Below are 17,263 nucleotides of genomic sequence, written 5' to 3'. Positions count from 1 at the left end.
CCTAAATCAGGATATTCAGCGCCGCCAGGCGCGACAGGTCCTCGGGTCGATCCACATCCCACAACGCAGGCAGCAAGGCCGGATGCCAATTCAGCTGCTGCAGGCGTTGCAGGGTCTGGTCGAAGACCTGCTCAGTGCCCCACGGCATGTCACTGAACAGCGTCGGCGCCATGCTCCGCAACCCCAGCAGCACATAACCGCCATCCTCAGCCGGACCAATTACCACTGGATGCTCCTGCAAGGCGCGGCAAGCTGCCTGCAAGTAGATGCCGTCAAGGGCCGGGCAATCATTGCCAATCAGAATCACCGCATCACTGTCCGCCAGCCCCAGGGTCGCGATACGCCGCATGCGCTCCCCGAGATCCCCCTCAGGCTGCTCGACCAGAGTCCACCCCTGCAGATCGGCCAAGGCCTGCAACTCGGCACTGGGCAGATCATCGAGCCACAGGAAGCGTTCACTAAAACCACTGGCCGGCAACTGCAAGGCGCGCTCCAGCAGGAGTTGCTGCAAGTCACAAGCGCCCTGGGCACCCAGAGCAGGAATCAGCCGGGTCTTCACCCGACCCGCCACGGGCGCACGCGCCAACAGATGCAAGGAAATCGAGAGGCTCATAGCAGCGATCCTCGACGGTACTGGCGGGCCAGCCTGTCCGGACTGACGCCGCAGTAATAAGCCAAACGCAGGCACCACATGAGCATTACGGTACGCCATATACCGTGCTGCTCCCAGCGCCTGCTGGAGGTCGACAATGGCGGGCGCAGGCAGCGCGGACGGGCCTGCGCCTTGAGCTGGCGACACAGCTGCAAGTCTTCCATCAGCGGAATCGGGGCATAACCGCCTAACGCGATAAAGGCCGTCTTGCGTACAAAAATACCCTGATCGCCAGAGGCAATACCGGTCAACCGCGAGCGCAGGCTGATCATCGTCCCAATAACCCGAAACGCCACCCCAGGCCCCGAGAGGCGCACATCAAAGCGCCCCCACAGCGGCCGCTGCTGCAACACATCCTGCAAGCGCCGCAGTGACGGCCCAGTGACCCGTGTATCGGCATGTACGAACCACAGGTACTCCCCTTGCGCACGTGCAGCACCAGCATTCATCTGCAGAGCACGACCGGGTTCAGCCTTGAGCACCTGATCAGCCCGCCCCTGCACCCGTTCAACGGTGCCGTCACTGCTGCCACCATCCACCACGATCAGCTCGGCACCCGCCGCCCGCAGCGCGGCCAGATCATCCAGCAGAGCAGGCAAGGCCTGAGCCTCGTTGCGTACAGGGATCACCACACTGAGCAGCGGTGTCACTCGCGCACCTGCGGCTCGGGCGCCGTTGGCACACCCTCGTCTGCGCCAGGCGCGGTGCTGTTGTCATGCATCTGTTCCTGCACCACTTCTTCAGCCACGCGCGGGTCGAGGGCAGCGGTCAGCGGTGAACTGGTGGTGCTGTCAGGCATGGGGATATGGTGCAGCGGCGCATCGTCTACCTGGTGCAAGTGGGTCACCCGCTCCGGCCGCACGCGCAGCACCAGAATCAGTGCACAACCGCAGACGAAGGCATACAGCATGTTGGCCCCGAGAAACCGCATCAACACGCCTGCCAGCAGCGGCCCGATACTGGCGCCAACGCCGAAAGTCACCAGCAACATGGCTGTCAGCGACACCCGCCGTTCGGCCTCAACATGGTCATTGGCCAGTGCCACCGCCAACGGGTAAAGGCTGAACTGCAATGCACACACCAGAAAACCAACGGCGAACAGTAACGCCAGGCTCGCCTGCGGCAGCAGCGCCAGAGGCAGCGCGGCCAGCGCCAGCAAAGCGGCGCAACCACGAATCAGCCGCACGCGGTCATGCCGATCAGACAGCCAGCCTAGCGGCCACTGCACCAACAGGCCGGCAATGATGCAGCAGCCCATAAACAGCCCCACTTGCTCGGTGGACAGGCCCATGCGCGTGCCGTATAGCGGCGCCAGGCCGTAGAACGAGCCGATCAGCAGCCCAGCCACCACGATGGTGGTTAGCGACAGGGGCACTCGCTCGATAAAGAAACGCATCTCCAGCGGTGCCGGATGCAGCGGCGCCGGGTGCAATTTGCGGGTCAGCGCCACAGGCACCAGGCACAGGGCAAAGCACAGCGCCACCAGCATCAGCAACTCAAGGCCCAGAGCAGGATGCACCACCAGCACCAACTGACCGAGGATCAACCCCAGGTAGGAGGCCCCCATATAACCGGCAAACACCTGACCACGCTGACTGGTATCGGCCTGCTCATTGAGCCAGCTCTCGATCACCATGTACTGGCACATCATGCCCAGACCGACCAGCATGCGCAGCAGCAACCAACTGGGCAGCCAATCGCTCAGGCCATGGCCGAGTACAGCGGCCGTGACCACCCCGGCACAGGCCACATAGGCACGAATATGCCCAACGCGGGCGATCAGCCGATGCCCCAGCTTGCCCCCCAACACCAGACCCAGGTAGTTGGCCGCCATCAGTGCGCCGACCCACAGGCCGTCTGCCGTTTCGGCCAGACGCAGCGCCAGGTAAGTACTCAGCAACCCGGAGCCGAGCAGCATCAACAGGGTAGCGAAATACAGCGAACTGAATGACTTGAGGATCACGGACATGGGGCGACGCCTGGCTCCATTCACGGCCGCCGAAACAAGCTCGACAACCGACTAGGCGTGGGCCGCCAGCACACGGCGCTCCCACGGGGTAATTTCATCAAAGAAGCTGGTGAGCTCCATCGTCTTACTGGCAATGTACCCTTCGATGAACTCTTTGCCGAACAGTTCCAGCGCCAGACCACTGCGCTTGAGACGCTCAATGGCGGCATGCATGGTACAGGGAAGCGCCAACTCATCCGGCACCTCGAACTCCCCCTGGATCGGCGCACTGGCTTGCAACTGCTGTTCTATACCATAGAGCCCGGCAGCCAGACTTGCCGCCAACGCCAGATAGGGATTGGCGTCAGCCCCCGGCAGGCGGTTCTCCACCCGCCGCGCCACCGGCGCACTGGCGGGAATGCGCAGCCCGGCAGCGCGGTTGTCCTCAGACCAGCAAGCATTGTTCGGCGAGGCGTAAGGATGACAAAGCCGCTGATAAGAATTCACGTGCGGGGCAAACAGCAAGGTGAAATCCGCCATGGCAGCCTGCTGCCCAGCAATGAACTGGTAGAAAGCCGGTGTTGCCTGCCCATCAGCGCCGCTGAAGATATTCCGCCCACTGCTTTGCTCCACCACACTCTGGTGAATGTGCATCGAACTGCCAGGCGTGTGTGCCAGCGGCTTGGCCATGCACACCACAGTGAGGCCATGCTTGAGGGCGACTTCCTTGAGCAAGTGCTTGAACAGAAAAGTCTGGTCTGCCAGCAGCAGCGGATCGCCATGCAGCAGGTTGATTTCGAACTGACTCACGCCCATCTCGTGCATAAAGGTATCGCGCGGCAGCCCCAGGGCGGCCATGCACTGATACACCTCATTGAAGAAGGGGCGCAGGCCATTATTGGAACTGACACTGAATGCCGACGCGCCATCCTCACGCCGACCATCCAGGCCCAGCGGCGGCTGGAACGGTTGCAGCGGATCGGCATTGCGGGCAAACACGAAAAACTCCAGCTCAGTCGCCACCACCGGTTGCCAGCCATGGCTGGCATAGCGCGCCACAACCTGCTTGAGCAGCCCCCGACTCGACAGGCCGGAACTGCGCCCATCCAGCTCATCGGCATCGCAGATCGCCAGTGCCCGCGGCGTCTCACTCCAGGGTAAGCGGTGCACCTGCCCCGCCACGGCATTCAGCGCCAGGTCACCGTCGTCACTGCCGTAGAAGCGTGCAGCCGGATAACCACCCATCATGCACTGCAGCAACACCCCTCGCGCTAACTGCAAACGCCGCCCCTCGAGAAACCCCTCCGCCGTCATCACCTTGCCGCGCGGCACGCCATTGAGGTCCGGCGTTACACATTCAACTTCATCAACACCACGCAGCAGCTCAGCCAGGGCGGTGCGGTCGAGGGTACTCATTTGCTGTTGTCCTTATTGATGCAAGAGGCCGTCGTCAAACGGCGAGACGTACAAAATACGCATCAGCCGTTCGATATTTCAAGCAAAGCACGGTACAGCGACTGAACTCTCCTCGCGCCCATCCTATTTATCGATTTAATGGATAGATTTAATCATCTCAAAAAACCTCAAAGACGAGTTAAAACCCGCCTTAAAAATAGATCAAACCATTGATTTAAATACAAATAAATCCACTATCGATCACATCGATGATTACCATGAACCAGCTGCACTTCTTCATCAAATTTTCATACGTATCATGGGCCCCGTACTCACTTACTACCCGCCCTTACGAGGAGCCTGAACATGAAAAAGCAAATTCTCACCGCCGTAATCCTGAGCAGCCTGTCGATCAACGCTTTTGCTCTGCCACAGCACAGCCCGCAACCGCTGCTGGGTGAAAAGCAGGACAGCAGCGTCAAAACGCTAATGGGTTTTGGTAGCAACCTGCAGACTGAAGGAGGCTCAGATCGCGTCCACGAACGTCAACAGGATCGTCTGCGCCTTGCCGAAGGTGGCGCTGACCGTAACCACGAGCGCCAGATGGATCGCTTGCGTGTCGCCGAAGGCGGTGCTGACCGCGTTCACGAACGCCAGCTGGAGCGTCTGCGCGTTGCCGAAGGTGGTGCTGACCGCAACCACGAGCGCCAGATGGATCGCCTGCGTGTCGCCGAAGGCGGTGCTGATCGCGTTCACGAACGCCAGCTGGAGCGTCTGCGCGTTGCCGAAGGTGGCGCTGACCGCAACCACGAACGCCAGATGGATCGCCTGCGCGTTGCCGAAGGCGGTGCTGATCGCCTGAGCGAGCGCCAGCAACAGCTGCTGCGCACCAGCTAAGCCCGCCTGCTGCACCTGCACATAAAGCCCCCGCTTGGGGGCTTTATGCGTTTACACCGGACTCCAGTTGCAGCAAGCGCTCTTCCAGTGCCGCGATACGGGCTTCCAGCGCGTCTACACGCGCCTCCTGAGCGCCACCTGCGGGCCGCGATGGCTCACTGGAACGGGCCTCGAGGATGGCCTGTAAATCAGCCGGATCACCCAGTACGTGCATATAACGCTCTTCGCGCTGGCCACTCTGACGCGGCAGCAGACAGACCAACTCGCGGCTGATCAGGCGCTCCAGGTGGTGCTGCACCTGCTCGGTGTCATCAAAGTCATGCATGCGGTTACTGCGTGTCAGCAGCTCGTTGAGCGTCTGCGGACCGCGCAGCAGCAACAGACCGAGCAACGTCACCTGAGCAGCCACCAACTCCAGCGCCTTGTCGGCACGATGTTCCCAGCGGTCGGCGCGACTGCCCATGACCAGGCGTGCCATACCGCGCCCCTCAAGGCTACGCAGCGCCTGCCCGACCTGCCCGGCGGCCAGGTTCATCACCGGTTCACGGCTGGTTTTCTGATTGCAGGCCAGCACCAGCGCATTGAGGGTCAGGGGATAGGCTTCCGGCGTAGTCAACTGTTTCTCGATCAGACAGCCCAGCACGCGCGCTTCCACAGCACTCAGGGTTTCAACAGCCACAGCCAGGATTTCCTCGTTGGACATAACCACCTCGTTACTGACAAAGGCTCTAACCTAGCCCAGCTAACGGCAGGTTGATAGACAGGGATGCCACTGAGCAGCCCAGGGCTGGCCCGCGCGCGTAAAAGCTGACCATTGTGATAGAGTCGCGCGCTATTTTTCAGCGTGGCCCCGCTTTACCCACCGCGAAAAGCCTCATAACGCGCATTGCAACCATGCCTCCAGTGCCTGGCCACAAGCCCCGGCCACCCGAAGAGAGCGCAGGCTGCCCGCCCAGATAGAGACCCTGTCATGACCGCTGCCCAACACCCACTGTTACAACTGCTCAACCGCACCAGCCTAGTGCTGCAAATCGTCATTGGCCTGTTGGCTGGTATTGCCCTGGCCCTGTTTTTCCCGGCAGCTGCCGCCAGCGCCAGCTTCCTCGGCAGCGTTTTCGTTTCGGCCCTGAAGGCCGTAGCGCCGGTGTTGGTCCTGGTGCTGGTGGCGGCCTCCATCGCCAACCATCAGCAAGGCCAGGAAACCCATATCAAGCCGATTCTGCTGCTGTATCTGATCGGCACCTTCAGCGCCGCGCTGATCGCAGTGGCGGCCAGTTTTGCCTTTCCCTCGCCCCTGACCCTGGCCAGCAGTGCTGCGCAACTGTCGCCCCCCGGCGGGATAAGCGAAGTCCTGAAAGCCCTGCTGCTGAACGTGGTGGACAACCCGATCAATGCCCTGCTCAACGGCAATTTTATCGGCATCCTGGCCTGGGCCATCGCCCTGGGTTTTGCCTTCCGTCACGCCAGCCCAAGCAGCAAACAGATGCTCGCCGACCTTTCTGATGGCGTCACCAGCATCGTCAAACTGGTGATCCGCCTGGCACCCCTGGGGGTCTTCGGCCTGGTAGCTGCCACGCTGGCTGAGTCCGGCATGTCCGCCCTGCTCGACTACCTGCACCTGTTGCTGGTGCTGGTCGGCTGCATGCTGTTTGTGGCCCTGGTGGTCAACCCGCTGATCGTGTTCATCAAGATTCGTCGCAACCCCTATCCGCTGGTGCTGACCTGCTTGCGTGAAAGCGGTATTACCGCCTTCTTTACCCGCAGCTCGGCCGCCAACATCCCGGTCAACTTGCAGCTGTGCCAGCGCCTGGGCCTGCATGAGGAAACCTACTCGGTGTCGATCCCCCTGGGGGCGACCATCAACATGGCCGGCGCGGCGATCACCATCAGCGTGCTGACCCTGGCCGCCGTGCACACCCTGGGCATCACCGTGGACCTGCCGACCGCCCTGCTGCTCAGCGTGCTGGCCTCGATCTGCGCCTGCGGTGCATCCGGCGTGGCAGGTGGTTCGCTGCTGCTGATTCCACTGGCCTGCAGCCTGTTCGGTATTCCCAATGAGGTGGCCATGCAGGTCGTGGCAGTCGGCTTTATCATCGGCATCGTGCAGGATTCGGCGGAAACCGCACTGAATTCCTCCACTGACGTCCTGTTCACTGCTGCGGCCTGCCAGGCCGTTCAGCCGCGCAGCTAACCCCCCAGCCGCGCACCAGGCCTGCTCCAGCAGCAGGTCTGGTTTATCACCGGTTATCCCTGCGGCGTTTGCCTGACCGAACGATTACGGTAGGCTTTGCCGCTTCTTTATAAGGAGCAATGCCCATGGCCCGCGCCACTGCCCGTCACATCCTGGTTGCCACTGAAGACAAGTGCAACGAACTGAAAGCTGCCATCGAAGGCGGTGCCGACTTCGCCCAGGTCGCCAAAGACAACTCCAGCTGCCCATCCAGCCGTAATGGCGGTGACCTCGGCTCGTTCGGCCCAGGCCAGATGGTCAAGGAATTCGACACCGTGGTGTTCAGCGCGCCGATCAACGTGGTGCAAGGCCCAGTGAAAACCCAATTCGGTTATCACCTGCTGGAAGTCACCAGCCGTCAGGACTGAGCCCGTGTGTTCGCTGGGTCTTTGGGGCCCAGCACAGTCAACCCGGGTTTTTACCGGCGCGCGTTTCGCCAGCGCGCCTGCAACCAACCACCCGCGACATTCAGCAACAACCCCAGCATCACCAGCAGTGCGCCCAGCCACTGCAAACCGCCCAACCGCTCATCCAGCAGCAAGGCGGATGACGTGATGCCCACCACCGGCACCAGCAGCGAGAACGGCGCCACCTGGCTGGCCGGATAACGCGACAGCAAACGACTCCACAGGCCATACCCCAGAATGGTCGCCCCGAACGCCAGGTAACCCAGCACCCACAGGCTGTTCAGGTTGAACCCTCGCAGCGCAGCCTCGATCGCTTCAGGACCTTCCAGCAACCAGGACAGGGCAAAGAACGGCAACGGCGGCACCAGGCTGCCCCACACCACCAACCCGACCAGATTCACCTTGCCCAGCTTGCGCGTGACGATATTGCCCAACGCCCACATGGCCGCCGCGCACAGCGTCAACAGAAAGCCGGCGAGGGTCATCAAGCAATTGCCCTGTGCACCGATCAGCAGCAAACCGCAGGCCGCCACCAGCAACCCGAACAGGTTGACCAGACGAAAACGCTCGCCCAGCAGCAATACGGCAAACAGCAAGGTAAAAAAGGCCTGCGACTGCAGCACCAGCGACGCCAGCCCGGCCGGCATGCCGACCGCCATGGCCGAGAAGAGAAAGGCAAACTGCCCCAGCGAGATGGTCAAGCCATAGGCCAGCAGCCAACGCAGGGGAATCTGTGGGCGCTTGATAAACAGCACGGCCGGAAAGGCCGCCAGCAGAAAACGCAAGGTGCCCAGCAACATCGGCGGCATCTCATGCAGGCCGATCTTGATCACCACAAAGTTCATACCCCAGACGACGATCACCACCAGGGCCAGCAGTAAATCCTTGGGTTGCATGGGCGTTCCAGACTAATAAATCAGCGCTTATTAAAGCGGCCAGCCGCGCCATCGCGCCCATACAGAAACCCGGCAAATAAGCCGTACAGCGCATCACTGATCGGCAGATTGCTGCGCCACAGGTGCCGCCAGCGCCTCGAAGGGCTAGAATCGCAGCCTTTCGTATTTATTTCGGAACTTGCGCCGCGCGAATGAAGCCATTTCTAACGCGCAATCGCCGACGCACAGCAGGCCCGAAATTCACCTATTAACCCGCAACGACGAGATAACCCATGGGCGCTCAGTGGAAAGCCAAACCTAAAGAAGCCGCGGCCAACGCCAGAGGCAAGATCTTCGGCCGCCTGGTCAAGGAAATCATGATCGCAGCCCGCAACGGCGCCGACCCGGACCTGAACCCCAAGCTGCGCCTGGCCATCCATCAGGCGAAAAAAGCCTCGATGCCCAAGGAAACCCTCGAGCGAGCGATCAAGAAAGGTGCCGGCCTGCTGGGCGACACCGTGACCTTCCACTCCGCCACCTACGAAGGCTTCGCCCCGCATCAGGTGCCCGTGATCATCGAATGCCTGACCGACAACATCAACCGCACCGTGGCCGAAGTCCGCGTGCTGTTCCGCAAGGGCCAGATGGGCGCTTCCGGCTCGGTAACCTGGGATTTCGACCATGTGGGTATGATCGAAGCCAGCACCGAAAGCGATGCCGACCCGGAAATGGCCGCCATCGAAGCCGGCGCTCAGGATTTCGAGCCAGCCGATGAAGGCAACACCCTGTTTATCACCGAACCGACCGACCTCGACGCCGTGTGCCGCGCGTTGCCGGAGCATGGTTTCAGCGTCAACTCGGCGAAAATCGGTTACATCCCGAAAAACCCGGTGAGCAGCCTGACGGCAGAACAACTGGAAGAAGTCGAAGCCTTCCTCGAAGCCCTCGACGCTCACGATGACGTGCAGAACGTCTACGTCGGGCTTTCCGGCTAACCCCAGGCTGACCAGACCCGCTGCGCAGGAGGCGCAGCGGGTCCACGAACGGCACGCTGCAATGTGCGCAGTTCGTCGATTCGGCCGATTGACCACTGCCCGCAGCCGACAAAGCGGGTAGAATCGTCGCCCGCCGCGCTACCCATGCCCGGCGTGTACACAAGGACGTCGTCACACAGGAGTTTTACCGTGCACAAGTTTCTGATTCTGGCCGCATGCCTGCTGCTCGGCGCCTGCGCCAGCAACCCGCAGACGACCTACCAGCAAGAGGTCAAGGCGGGCAAAACGCCAATGGCCAAGAGCGCCCTGGAAGCCATCCACAACACCCAGGCCATCCCGCTGCCACTCAACCCTGGCCTGCTGGCCCCGCAATGGCCGATCAGCGCCGACGAGCCGCGCCTGGATTTCGGCAGTTCGATCTCCAACTACCGGATCTTTTCCCTGCAACTGAAAAAAGGCGAGCGCTACACCCTCAATGTGCATTCGCTGTGCAACGAACCCTGCATGGGTGTCAGCAAATACGCCCTGAAGCCTCGCGCCATGCTGCTGGACGCCTACGGCGCAGTGATTGCCGACAAACCCTCGCGCGCCGAAGCCGTGGTCGGTCAGATCAGCCTCAGCTGGGATGGCGAAGCCGCCGAAGACGGCACCTACTACCTGCTGGTGGCCGCCGACAACGACGACATCGGTCAGACCATCGTGATCGACGATGTCTGGGTCAACAACTCGCCCCTGATGGCGGTCAAGGTGGGCATGCACAGCTCGCCATTCGGCAAGATCAGCGCCTTCTCCAGCACTCGAAAAGACTGAACACACCGCCCTGGCGAGCTGCAACGGCTCACCAGGCAGCACCCCTCACACTAAAAACACCCGCTCAACCGGCCCACAACGGGTGCTACGCGCACCCACTCATTGATCCACCGCAAGACCCTTTGCCTGTAGCGCTTTAGCCTATGCCGATGACACCCATTGCCATCGACGAGGTTCCCATGAGCATCACCTCTGCCAGCATCTGCGCCGCCGCCGACCAATTGCAGGGTTTTGTCGGTTTCAATGCCAAGACCGGGCGCTATATCGTGCGTTTCTCCGAAGATTCCTTCGGCCTCGACGTGCTTGAAAAGAGCATCACGCCGACCTGCGAATTTGTCTGGCGCGCCTTTGACGGTGAGCTGATGAACCTCGACCGCACGCGCCTGCAACTGCTGCTGGAGCAGAACATCGATGAGCGCCTGAACATCAGCGAACCGCTGCGGGTCTACGTGCGCCGCAGCGATATGCCGGAAATCAGCGCCGAGCGTCGACGCCTGAACGCTTGAGCGAATGAGTAGGTGGCCGAATCGACCCAGGGTTGTTCACTTACACCCTCACAGCGGCTGCCCGTAGCAGACTAAGCTCGTCTGGCCAGATTCACTCGCCCAGGAGCCTGCCGATGTTCGATGTGCTGATCAAGAACGCGCTGTTTTTCGATGGCACCGGAGCACCCGGCGTCGTACGTCACCTCGGCATTCGTGACGGCAAGCTGGCCTGCATCAGCGCCAGCGCCTTGGATGAACAGGACTGCGGGCAGGTGATCGATGCGCAAAACCGCTGGGTAACCCCCGGTTTTATCGACATGCACACCCACTACGACGCCGAGCTGGTGGCCGCACCTGCGCTCAAAGAATCGGTGCGCCACGGCGTGACCACGGTGATGATCGGCAGCTGCTCGATCAGCATGGTGCTGTCCGGCGCGGAAGATTGCTCTGACCTGTTCACTCGCGTTGAATCGGTGCCGCGTGAGCATGTGCTGCCACTGCTCCAGGCGCGCAAGACCTGGAACAGCGCCAGCGAGTTCGCCGCCTTTCTCGATCAGCATCCGCTGGGGCCAAATATCTGCTCCTTCCTCGGCCACTCCGACTTGCGCGTCGCCGTGCTCGGCCTGGCGCGCGCGGTAGACGCCCAGGTGCGCCCCAGCGAAAACGAGCTGCAACAGATGGAGCGCCTGCTCGAAGAGGCGTTGGATGCCGGCCTACTCGGCCTGTCGAGCATGACCAACCCCTGGGACAAACTCGACGGCGAGCGCCAGCGCTCAAAATCCCTGCCCTCGGTGTATGCGCCCTGGGCCGAATACGCACGGCTGAACAAGATCCTGCGCCGGCGCGGGCGCATTCATCAGGGCGCGCCGAACCTGGTGACCAAGCTCAATGTGCTGGCATTTCTCTGGGACAGCATCGGCGGCTGGTGGCGCAAACCGCTGAAGACCACCCTGATCACCCTGATGGACGTCAAGGCCGACCCTTGGCTGGCACCGGTCCTCGGCCCACTGACGCGCTGGATCAATCGCCTGAGTAACGCTGACTTCCGCTGGCAAACCCTGCCGGTACCGTTCGAAACCTATGCCGACGGCATGGAATTCGTGGTCTTCGAGGAGTTCCCCGCCGGCCAGGCCGCCCTGCACCTGGCCAACCACGACATGCGCAGTCAACTGTTCCAGGACCCGGCCTACCGCCTGCGCTTTCGCCAGGACGTGGAAAAGAAATTCGGCCCGAGGGTCTGGCACCGCGACTTCGACGACGCCTGGATCGTCGATTGCCCGGACGCCAGCGTGGTTGGTAAAAGCGTCGGCGAATTGGCCAAGAGCCGCGACGAACATCCTGCCGACCTTTTTCTCGATCTGCTGGTGGCCCACGGCCCGCGCCTGCGCTGGCGCACCCTGATCGCCAACCACCGCCCCGAGGTGGTGGAAAAACTGGTGTGCGAACCCAGCACCCTGATCGGCTTTGCCGACTCCGGCGCGCATATCCGCAATATGGCTTTCTACAACTTCGGTCTGCGCTTGCTCAAACTGGTGCGCGACGCCGAACTGCGCGGGCAACCGGTAATGCCGATCGAAACAGCCATCTGGCGCCTGACCGGTGAGCTAGGTGAGTGGTTCAATATCGATGCAGGCACCCTCTACGAAGGGGCCAGGGCTGACCTGGTGATAATCGACCCGGCGGCACTGGATGAATCCCTGGCCAGCTACCAGGAAGCACCGATGGAGGCCTTCGGCGGCCTGCAGCGTATGGTTAACCGCGGTGCGGCGGTGGACGCTGTGCTAATCAATGGCCGCGTAGCCTTCCAAAACAATCAGTTCGCCAACGACCTGGGGCAGGCGCGCGGTTACGGTGAGTTCTTGCGCAGCCGGGGCTAGATGCGACCTACGGCGCACCGAGGCGGCACCAGGCTGGCATAATGCGCGCCGCACTGCCCGGTCACGCGACCCCGGGCCGGTATTGGAAGGACTCTAACCGAAATGCCCCGCATGCTTGTGCAGGTGGCCTGGCGCTGGCTTTGCGGCCTGCTGCTGGCCAGCCTGTTAACCCCGCTACAGGCCGATGAAAACGGTTCCCTGCGCTATCCACGCAGGGCCGATGGCGATGAATTTCGTTCCGTCTACGCCCTGGCTCAGCTGCAGCTGGCGCTAGAAAAAGCCGGCAGTCCGCTGCACCTGGAACCGTCGCACTACAGCATGGAGCAGGAGCGCGCACTGGTTAACCTGGAGCGCAACGCCCACCTCGATGTTGCCTGGAGCATGACCAGTGTTGAGCGCGAGCAGCGCTTGCTGCCGGTGCGTATTCCGCTGGACAAGGGCCTGTTCGGCTGGCGTATCGCCCTGCTGTCCAAAGACCGCGCGCAGCTGCTCAAGGATGTGCGCAACCTGGCTGACTTGCGCCAGTTCTCCGCAGGCCAGGGCCATGACTGGCCAGACAGCGCGATCCTGCGCAGTCATGGTTTGCCGGTCAAGGTTTCCTCAAGTTATGGCAGCCTGTTTCGCATGCTGCAGGCGCAGCGCTTCGATTATTTTCCGCGCTCGGTGATCGAGATCTGGGATGAGCTGGAACACCCTCGCGGGCGGCATCTAGTCGCCGACTCGCATGTGCTGCTGCACTACCCTACGGCGCTGTATTTCTTCTTCTCTCGTCAACGTCCGGATCTGGCAGAGACCGTCCGCCAAGGTATGGAAAAGGCAATTGTCGATGGATCCTTTGAGCGCCTGTTTCAACAGCACTTCGCCGCCAGCCTGCAGCGCGCACAACTCGAACAACGCCAGGTGATCGAGTTGCGCAACCCTTTGCTGCCTGGCGCGACGCCCTTGCAGCGCCGCGAGCTGTGGTTCAGTCCGGCACCGCTGAAACGCTGACCGGCACCGCCAGGGTGGTCTGCACGGCATTACGGCTGTGCGCCCCGAAGCGTTTGAACAACTCCACCAGTACCTGCTCCAGCACAGGATCGGCCTGTGCCAGAGCCAATTGGTTGCCGCCGCTAAAACCTGGTGCGGCCGCCGGCTTACGCGCCAGCCACTGGCCGATCAGTTCATCAAAGCCATCGGCGCTGGCGTAGGCTTCAGCCGCCACCACCTGCTGTGCATAATCCACTGAAAAAGCCGGATAACTACTGCCTGCCGGGTTCGCGGTATAAGCCTGCAGCAACGCTGAATCGGCATGTTCCCCCATCAACTGCTGCATGCGTTGCAGCTGGTATTCCTCAACGGCCGTGTGCCGATCCGCCACACGGGCGATGGCCGCCAGCCGATCCTCGGGGTAACCGGCGGCGCCTTTGAGGGCAATCAGCATCAGCTCTAGCGTGCTAAAGCCCGGCACTGTCTTGGCGTGGTAGGGCTGAGTCAGGTCCTGCATGTAATGCAGCACCCAGCCGAGGAAACGGTAACCCCAGTAGTCGTGCCCACTGGCCAGAGCCAGCCGCGCCAGGCCGCTGTACTGGTAGATGCGCCAGTGCGGCAGCGTGCGGCGCAGGTAGGGAGCAGCCTGAAACACCAGCTCCGGCTCGTGGTAATAGCCAATATGGAACGGTGCCTGGGAGGAATACTCAAAGCGCGCATCGCCGAAAGGTTGCTCGCCAAAGTTATAGCGTGCGGCGACCTCGCCCGGGTTGTCACTGAACAAGTTGATGTCGTGGCCATAATCCGGTTCATCGGCAGCGCTGCTCAGCACCTGCACGGCATTGACCGCCTCCCCCGGCTGCAACGCCAGGTAGCGCCAGTGGCTCCAGGGACCGATCTTGCGAAACACCAGCACCTGCTCGGCTTTCAGGCGTGGCCGGGCATCATCGGCCTGCCCGGGCAGTTGCTGAACAAAACCGGCCAGACGGATCTCCGGGTTGACCCGCAGCGCGTGCAGAAACGCCTGACGGCGCTGCTCTGGCGAGGTGCTCGCAGCATCGAAGCGCAGATCATCCGGGCGCACTGGATAATCCGGGAAATGCACGCGAGCAAAAGCCTCCTGCTCATCCAGCAGTTGCTCGATGGCGACAGCCTGCGTCTCGAGAAAAGCCTCCAGCGGCTCATATGTGAGGTTGCGTTGTAACTCCGGCAGGTTCTGCAAGGCCAATTGGCTGCCCAGCGAATGGTTGGACCAGGCCAATGCACTCAACGGCTGGCAAGCCAGGCAACAGGCAGATAACAACAGCAGCAATGGCTTCACGGCAACTCCAACAGCAGGCGGCAGTACGAAGATGCGTAGCCTAACGCCAAAGCATCCACCTGGCACTGTCGTATCAAGTCACACCATTCACCAATCGAGCAGCCAGCCCCCACCACAACACTCTGCACCGCCCATGACTTGCAGCGCCGTACTATCACCTGCGACCCTTGCCATATGCATTACCGCCAACTCCCCACCGCACTCACACCCCTGGCCGACAAGTTCTACCGCGCCCAACGCTCGCCCATGCGTACCGCGCCTGGCGCGCAGGTCTGGGTCGCGGAACACACGGCAATCGTCGCTGCCCTGTGCCTGCAACCGGTTGCCCATGGTCATTGGCTGACCAGCCTGCTGGTGGCGACACCACAACGCGGCCAGGGCCTGGCCCGCCAGTTGATCGACACAGCCCAAGCCAGTTGCCACACGCCGTTGTGGCTGTTTTGTCACCCACAGCTGAGTGCGTTCTATCAGCGCCTCGGATTTGCCCCCGCCGATGACTTGCCGCTGGTTTTGGCTGAGCGCCTGGCCCGCTATCAACGCAGCAAATCCTTGCTGGCTTTTACCCGCTAAATGCACACAGCCATACAACTCCTAGCCTGGAACGCCCGTACCAGAAGGCATAGACACCACTCGGCAGATAGTGGCGCATACTGGCACTTTGCTTAATTTTCCTATTGCTATAGTCAGGTAAAGCTCTGCATGCTTGCCCCATAACAATTACAAAGCTGGCTTATTCCTATGCGAACACCGCGCGTGCTCAGGCGCCTGCGTAACGACTTTCAGCTGTCCATCATCACGCTGATGGGCCTGTTTGGCGTAATTGGCATTACCCCCTACGCCGTTTACCGTCTGGCCACTGGCAATTATCTGGTCGGTTCGGCGGACAGCATCATCGTCACCTCCACCGTCCTGGCCGTGATCTATGCCTGGCGTACCGGCGATACGATCAAACCAGGGATTTACCTGGCCACCATCTTTTCTATCGGCGCCACCCTGATTGCGGTCAACCTGGGCGTCAACGGCCTGTTCTGGATCTACCCACTGATCCTCTTCAACTTCTTCATGGTGTCGCCGGGCAAGGCCTTGATTGCCACCATTCTGGTGCTGATCAGCCTGGTCACCTATGGGCAGCTCAACCCCAATGCGGTATTCGAGAGCGACTACCAGATGGTGTCATTTCTGGTCACCAGCATGATGGCCAGCACTCTCAGCTTCATTTTTGCCTACCGCACCAACAATCAGCGCGACCAGTTGCAACAATTGGCCATTCATGACCCGCTGACCGGCGCACGCAACCGCCGCGCGATGAATGAAGAACTGAAGATCGCCGCCTCCACCTACCGTCGCCATGGCAACACCTACGGCGTACTGATCATGGACCTGGATCACTTCAAGCGGATCAACGACAACTACGGCCATCAGGCTGGCGACCAGGTACTGGTGGATTTTGTCGAGCTGATCAAAAGCTCGTCACGCAAGGAAGACCGCCTGTTCCGCTTTGGCGGTGAAGAGTTCCTCCTGCTGCTGCCCAATACCGAAAGAGCCGGCCTGCTGGCCGCCGCGCAACACCTGCAACAGCAGATAACCCAGCACCTGCGCGGGCCCGGCGGCGCAGTGACGATGTCCGTTGGCGGGGCCATCCTGCGGCGTGACGAACACTGGGAAGACATGCTGCAACGCGCCGACCAACGCCTGTACCGCGCCAAGAGCGCCGGACGCAACTGCATCATCATCGATGATGGCGCACTGGCTAGCGATGCCCTGTCCGTAAACTGAACAGTCGTTTACGCCCTGCTCTCCAGAAAAATCTGCATCAGCGTGCGACTGGCCTGTAACAACTCGGGCCAGTCTCTGTCTATTGGCCACACCATCTGGAGAGCACCGCCATGCACAGACGTTCATTACTCAAGGGAATGGCCCTGCTGCCAGCCCTCCCCCTGCTCATTCACGCTCCCTTCAGCCTTGCGCAAAGCATTGCCAGCAGCGTGACACCTCTCGACAAACCGCACCGTGACTGGCGCGATCTGCTGACGCCCGAAGCCTATGCCGTGCTGTTCGAGGAAGACACCGAAGCCCCAGGCAGCAGCCCGCTGAACCAGGAAAAGCGCGACGGCACCTACCTGTGCGCCGCCTGCTACCTGCCGCTGTTCGCCAGCCAGGACAAATATGAAAGCGGCACCGGCTGGCCCAGCTTTACCCAGCCGATTGCCGGGCATATGGGCACCAAACGCGACTTCAAGCTGTTTTTCCTTCGCACCGAGTACCACTGCGCACGCTGTGGTGGGCACCAAGGCCATGTCTTCGATGACGGCCCGAAACCGCGTGGCGAACGCTGGTGCAATAACGGCGTGGCCTTACGCTTTATCCCCCAAGGCGAACCTCTACCCGAACTGCGGAGCTGA

18 protein-coding genes are annotated in these 17,263 nt (G+C 61.4%); 11 read left to right on the top strand and 7 right to left on the bottom strand.

Annotated features, from left to right (window positions below):
• Position 1: 1 nt before the first annotated feature.
• The 4 genes from ACSQ17_RS16275 to ACSQ17_RS16260 are packed head-to-tail and all read right to left on the bottom strand — an operon-like array spanning position 2 to position 3,914.
• Positions 2 to 613, bottom strand: a complete 612-nt coding sequence (locus tag ACSQ17_RS16275; RefSeq protein ID WP_436069667.1) for a TIGR04282 family arsenosugar biosynthesis glycosyltransferase — start codon at positions 611 to 613, stop codon at positions 2 to 4.
• Positions 610 to 1,302 (bottom strand): TIGR04283 family arsenosugar biosynthesis glycosyltransferase, encoded by a 693-nt coding sequence (locus ACSQ17_RS16270; protein ID WP_436069666.1) that lies wholly within the window; start codon positions 1,300 to 1,302, stop codon positions 610 to 612. Before ACSQ17_RS16270 ends, ACSQ17_RS16275 begins: the two co-directional genes overlap by 4 nt.
• Positions 1,299 to 2,621 (bottom strand): MFS transporter, encoded by a 1,323-nt coding sequence (locus ACSQ17_RS16265; RefSeq protein ID WP_436069665.1) that lies wholly within the window; start codon positions 2,619 to 2,621, stop codon positions 1,299 to 1,301. Before ACSQ17_RS16265 ends, ACSQ17_RS16270 begins: the two co-directional genes overlap by 4 nt.
• Positions 2,622 to 2,672: 51 nt before the next feature.
• A complete protein-coding gene (locus tag ACSQ17_RS16260) occupies positions 2,673 to 3,914 on the bottom strand; it encodes a glutamine synthetase family protein (RefSeq protein WP_436070504.1) in 1,242 nt (413 codons plus the stop codon).
• 447 nt (positions 3,915 to 4,361) lie between these two features.
• On the opposite strand from ACSQ17_RS16260, the gene ACSQ17_RS16255 reads away from it, so the two are divergent.
• Positions 4,362 to 4,892 (top strand): hypothetical protein, encoded by a 531-nt coding sequence (locus ACSQ17_RS16255; protein WP_436069664.1) that lies wholly within the window; start codon positions 4,362 to 4,364, stop codon positions 4,890 to 4,892.
• A 43-nt stretch (positions 4,893 to 4,935) separates the two neighbouring features.
• On the opposite strand, the gene ACSQ17_RS16250 is transcribed toward ACSQ17_RS16255, so the two are convergent.
• Positions 4,936 to 5,595, bottom strand: coding sequence for a YceH family protein (locus ACSQ17_RS16250; protein ID WP_436069663.1), 660 nt, complete (start codon positions 5,593 to 5,595; stop codon positions 4,936 to 4,938).
• A 267-nt stretch (positions 5,596 to 5,862) separates the two neighbouring features.
• Here ACSQ17_RS16250 and sstT point away from each other — a divergent pair, with 267 nt between their 5' ends.
• Both sstT and ACSQ17_RS16240 read left to right on the top strand, forming a co-directional pair.
• Positions 5,863 to 7,083, top strand: a complete 1,221-nt coding sequence (sstT, locus tag ACSQ17_RS16245) for a serine/threonine transporter SstT (protein WP_436069662.1) — start codon at positions 5,863 to 5,865, stop codon at positions 7,081 to 7,083.
• Positions 7,084 to 7,208: 125 nt separating this feature from the next.
• Positions 7,209 to 7,490, top strand: a complete 282-nt coding sequence (locus ACSQ17_RS16240; RefSeq protein ID WP_233684051.1) for a peptidylprolyl isomerase — start codon at positions 7,209 to 7,211, stop codon at positions 7,488 to 7,490.
• 50 nt (positions 7,491 to 7,540) lie between these two features.
• Here ACSQ17_RS16240 and ACSQ17_RS16235 read toward each other — a convergent pair whose 3' ends face one another.
• Entirely contained in the window at positions 7,541 to 8,425 is an 885-nt protein-coding gene (locus ACSQ17_RS16235) for an EamA family transporter (RefSeq protein WP_436069661.1), read from the bottom strand.
• A 272-nt stretch (positions 8,426 to 8,697) separates the two neighbouring features.
• On the opposite strand from ACSQ17_RS16235, the gene ACSQ17_RS16230 reads away from it, so the two are divergent.
• From ACSQ17_RS16230 to ACSQ17_RS16210, 5 genes are all read left to right on the top strand, one after another.
• Positions 8,698 to 9,399: a YebC/PmpR family DNA-binding transcriptional regulator gene (locus ACSQ17_RS16230; RefSeq protein WP_392540480.1), complete on the top strand. Its 702-nt coding sequence runs from the start codon at positions 8,698 to 8,700 to the stop codon at positions 9,397 to 9,399.
• Between the two features lie 189 nt (positions 9,400 to 9,588).
• A complete protein-coding gene (locus tag ACSQ17_RS16225; RefSeq protein WP_422911549.1) occupies positions 9,589 to 10,209 on the top strand; it encodes a hypothetical protein in 621 nt (206 codons plus the stop codon).
• A gap of 179 nt (positions 10,210 to 10,388) precedes the next feature.
• Positions 10,389 to 10,715, top strand: a complete 327-nt coding sequence (locus tag ACSQ17_RS16220) for a DUF2025 family protein (RefSeq protein ID WP_233684047.1) — start codon at positions 10,389 to 10,391, stop codon at positions 10,713 to 10,715.
• Positions 10,716 to 10,828: 113 nt separating this feature from the next.
• On the top strand, positions 10,829 to 12,571 hold the full coding sequence (locus tag ACSQ17_RS16215; protein WP_233684046.1) for an N-acyl-D-amino-acid deacylase family protein: 1,743 nt from the start codon (positions 10,829 to 10,831) through the stop codon (positions 12,569 to 12,571).
• Positions 12,572 to 12,673: 102 nt separating this feature from the next.
• Positions 12,674 to 13,561 carry a hypothetical protein gene (locus ACSQ17_RS16210; RefSeq protein WP_436069660.1) on the top strand — a complete coding sequence of 296 codons (888 nt, stop codon included), beginning with the start codon at positions 12,674 to 12,676 and terminating at the stop codon, positions 13,559 to 13,561.
• On the opposite strand, the gene ACSQ17_RS16205 is transcribed toward ACSQ17_RS16210, so the two are convergent.
• Complete coding sequence (locus ACSQ17_RS16205; RefSeq protein ID WP_436069659.1) at positions 13,536 to 14,861, bottom strand: phospholipase; 1,326 nt, start codon at positions 14,859 to 14,861, stop codon at positions 13,536 to 13,538. The two genes, ACSQ17_RS16210 and ACSQ17_RS16205, sit on opposite strands and share 26 nt — an antisense overlap.
• Positions 14,862 to 14,999: 138 nt before the next feature.
• Between ACSQ17_RS16205 and ACSQ17_RS16200 the strand changes: the two genes are divergently transcribed.
• The 3 genes from ACSQ17_RS16200 to msrB all read left to right on the top strand — a co-directional run bounded on the left by ACSQ17_RS16200 (position 15,000) and on the right by msrB (position 17,263).
• Positions 15,000 to 15,431, top strand: coding sequence for a GNAT family N-acetyltransferase (locus ACSQ17_RS16200; protein WP_436069658.1), 432 nt, complete (start codon positions 15,000 to 15,002; stop codon positions 15,429 to 15,431).
• A gap of 168 nt (positions 15,432 to 15,599) precedes the next feature.
• Entirely contained in the window at positions 15,600 to 16,637 is a 1,038-nt protein-coding gene (locus ACSQ17_RS16195; RefSeq protein WP_436069657.1) for a diguanylate cyclase, read from the top strand.
• A 110-nt stretch (positions 16,638 to 16,747) separates the two neighbouring features.
• Positions 16,748 to 17,263, top strand: a complete 516-nt coding sequence (gene msrB / locus ACSQ17_RS16190; RefSeq protein ID WP_233684042.1) for a peptide-methionine (R)-S-oxide reductase MsrB — start codon at positions 16,748 to 16,750, stop codon at positions 17,261 to 17,263.

The sequence above is a fragment of the Pseudomonas sp. LjRoot71 genome, assembly GCF_964253255.1.
Classification (GTDB): domain Bacteria; phylum Pseudomonadota; class Gammaproteobacteria; order Pseudomonadales; family Pseudomonadaceae; genus Aquipseudomonas.
The sequence above is the reverse complement of the archived record's forward strand: the minus strand, read 5'-3'. Positions and strand labels throughout refer to the sequence as shown.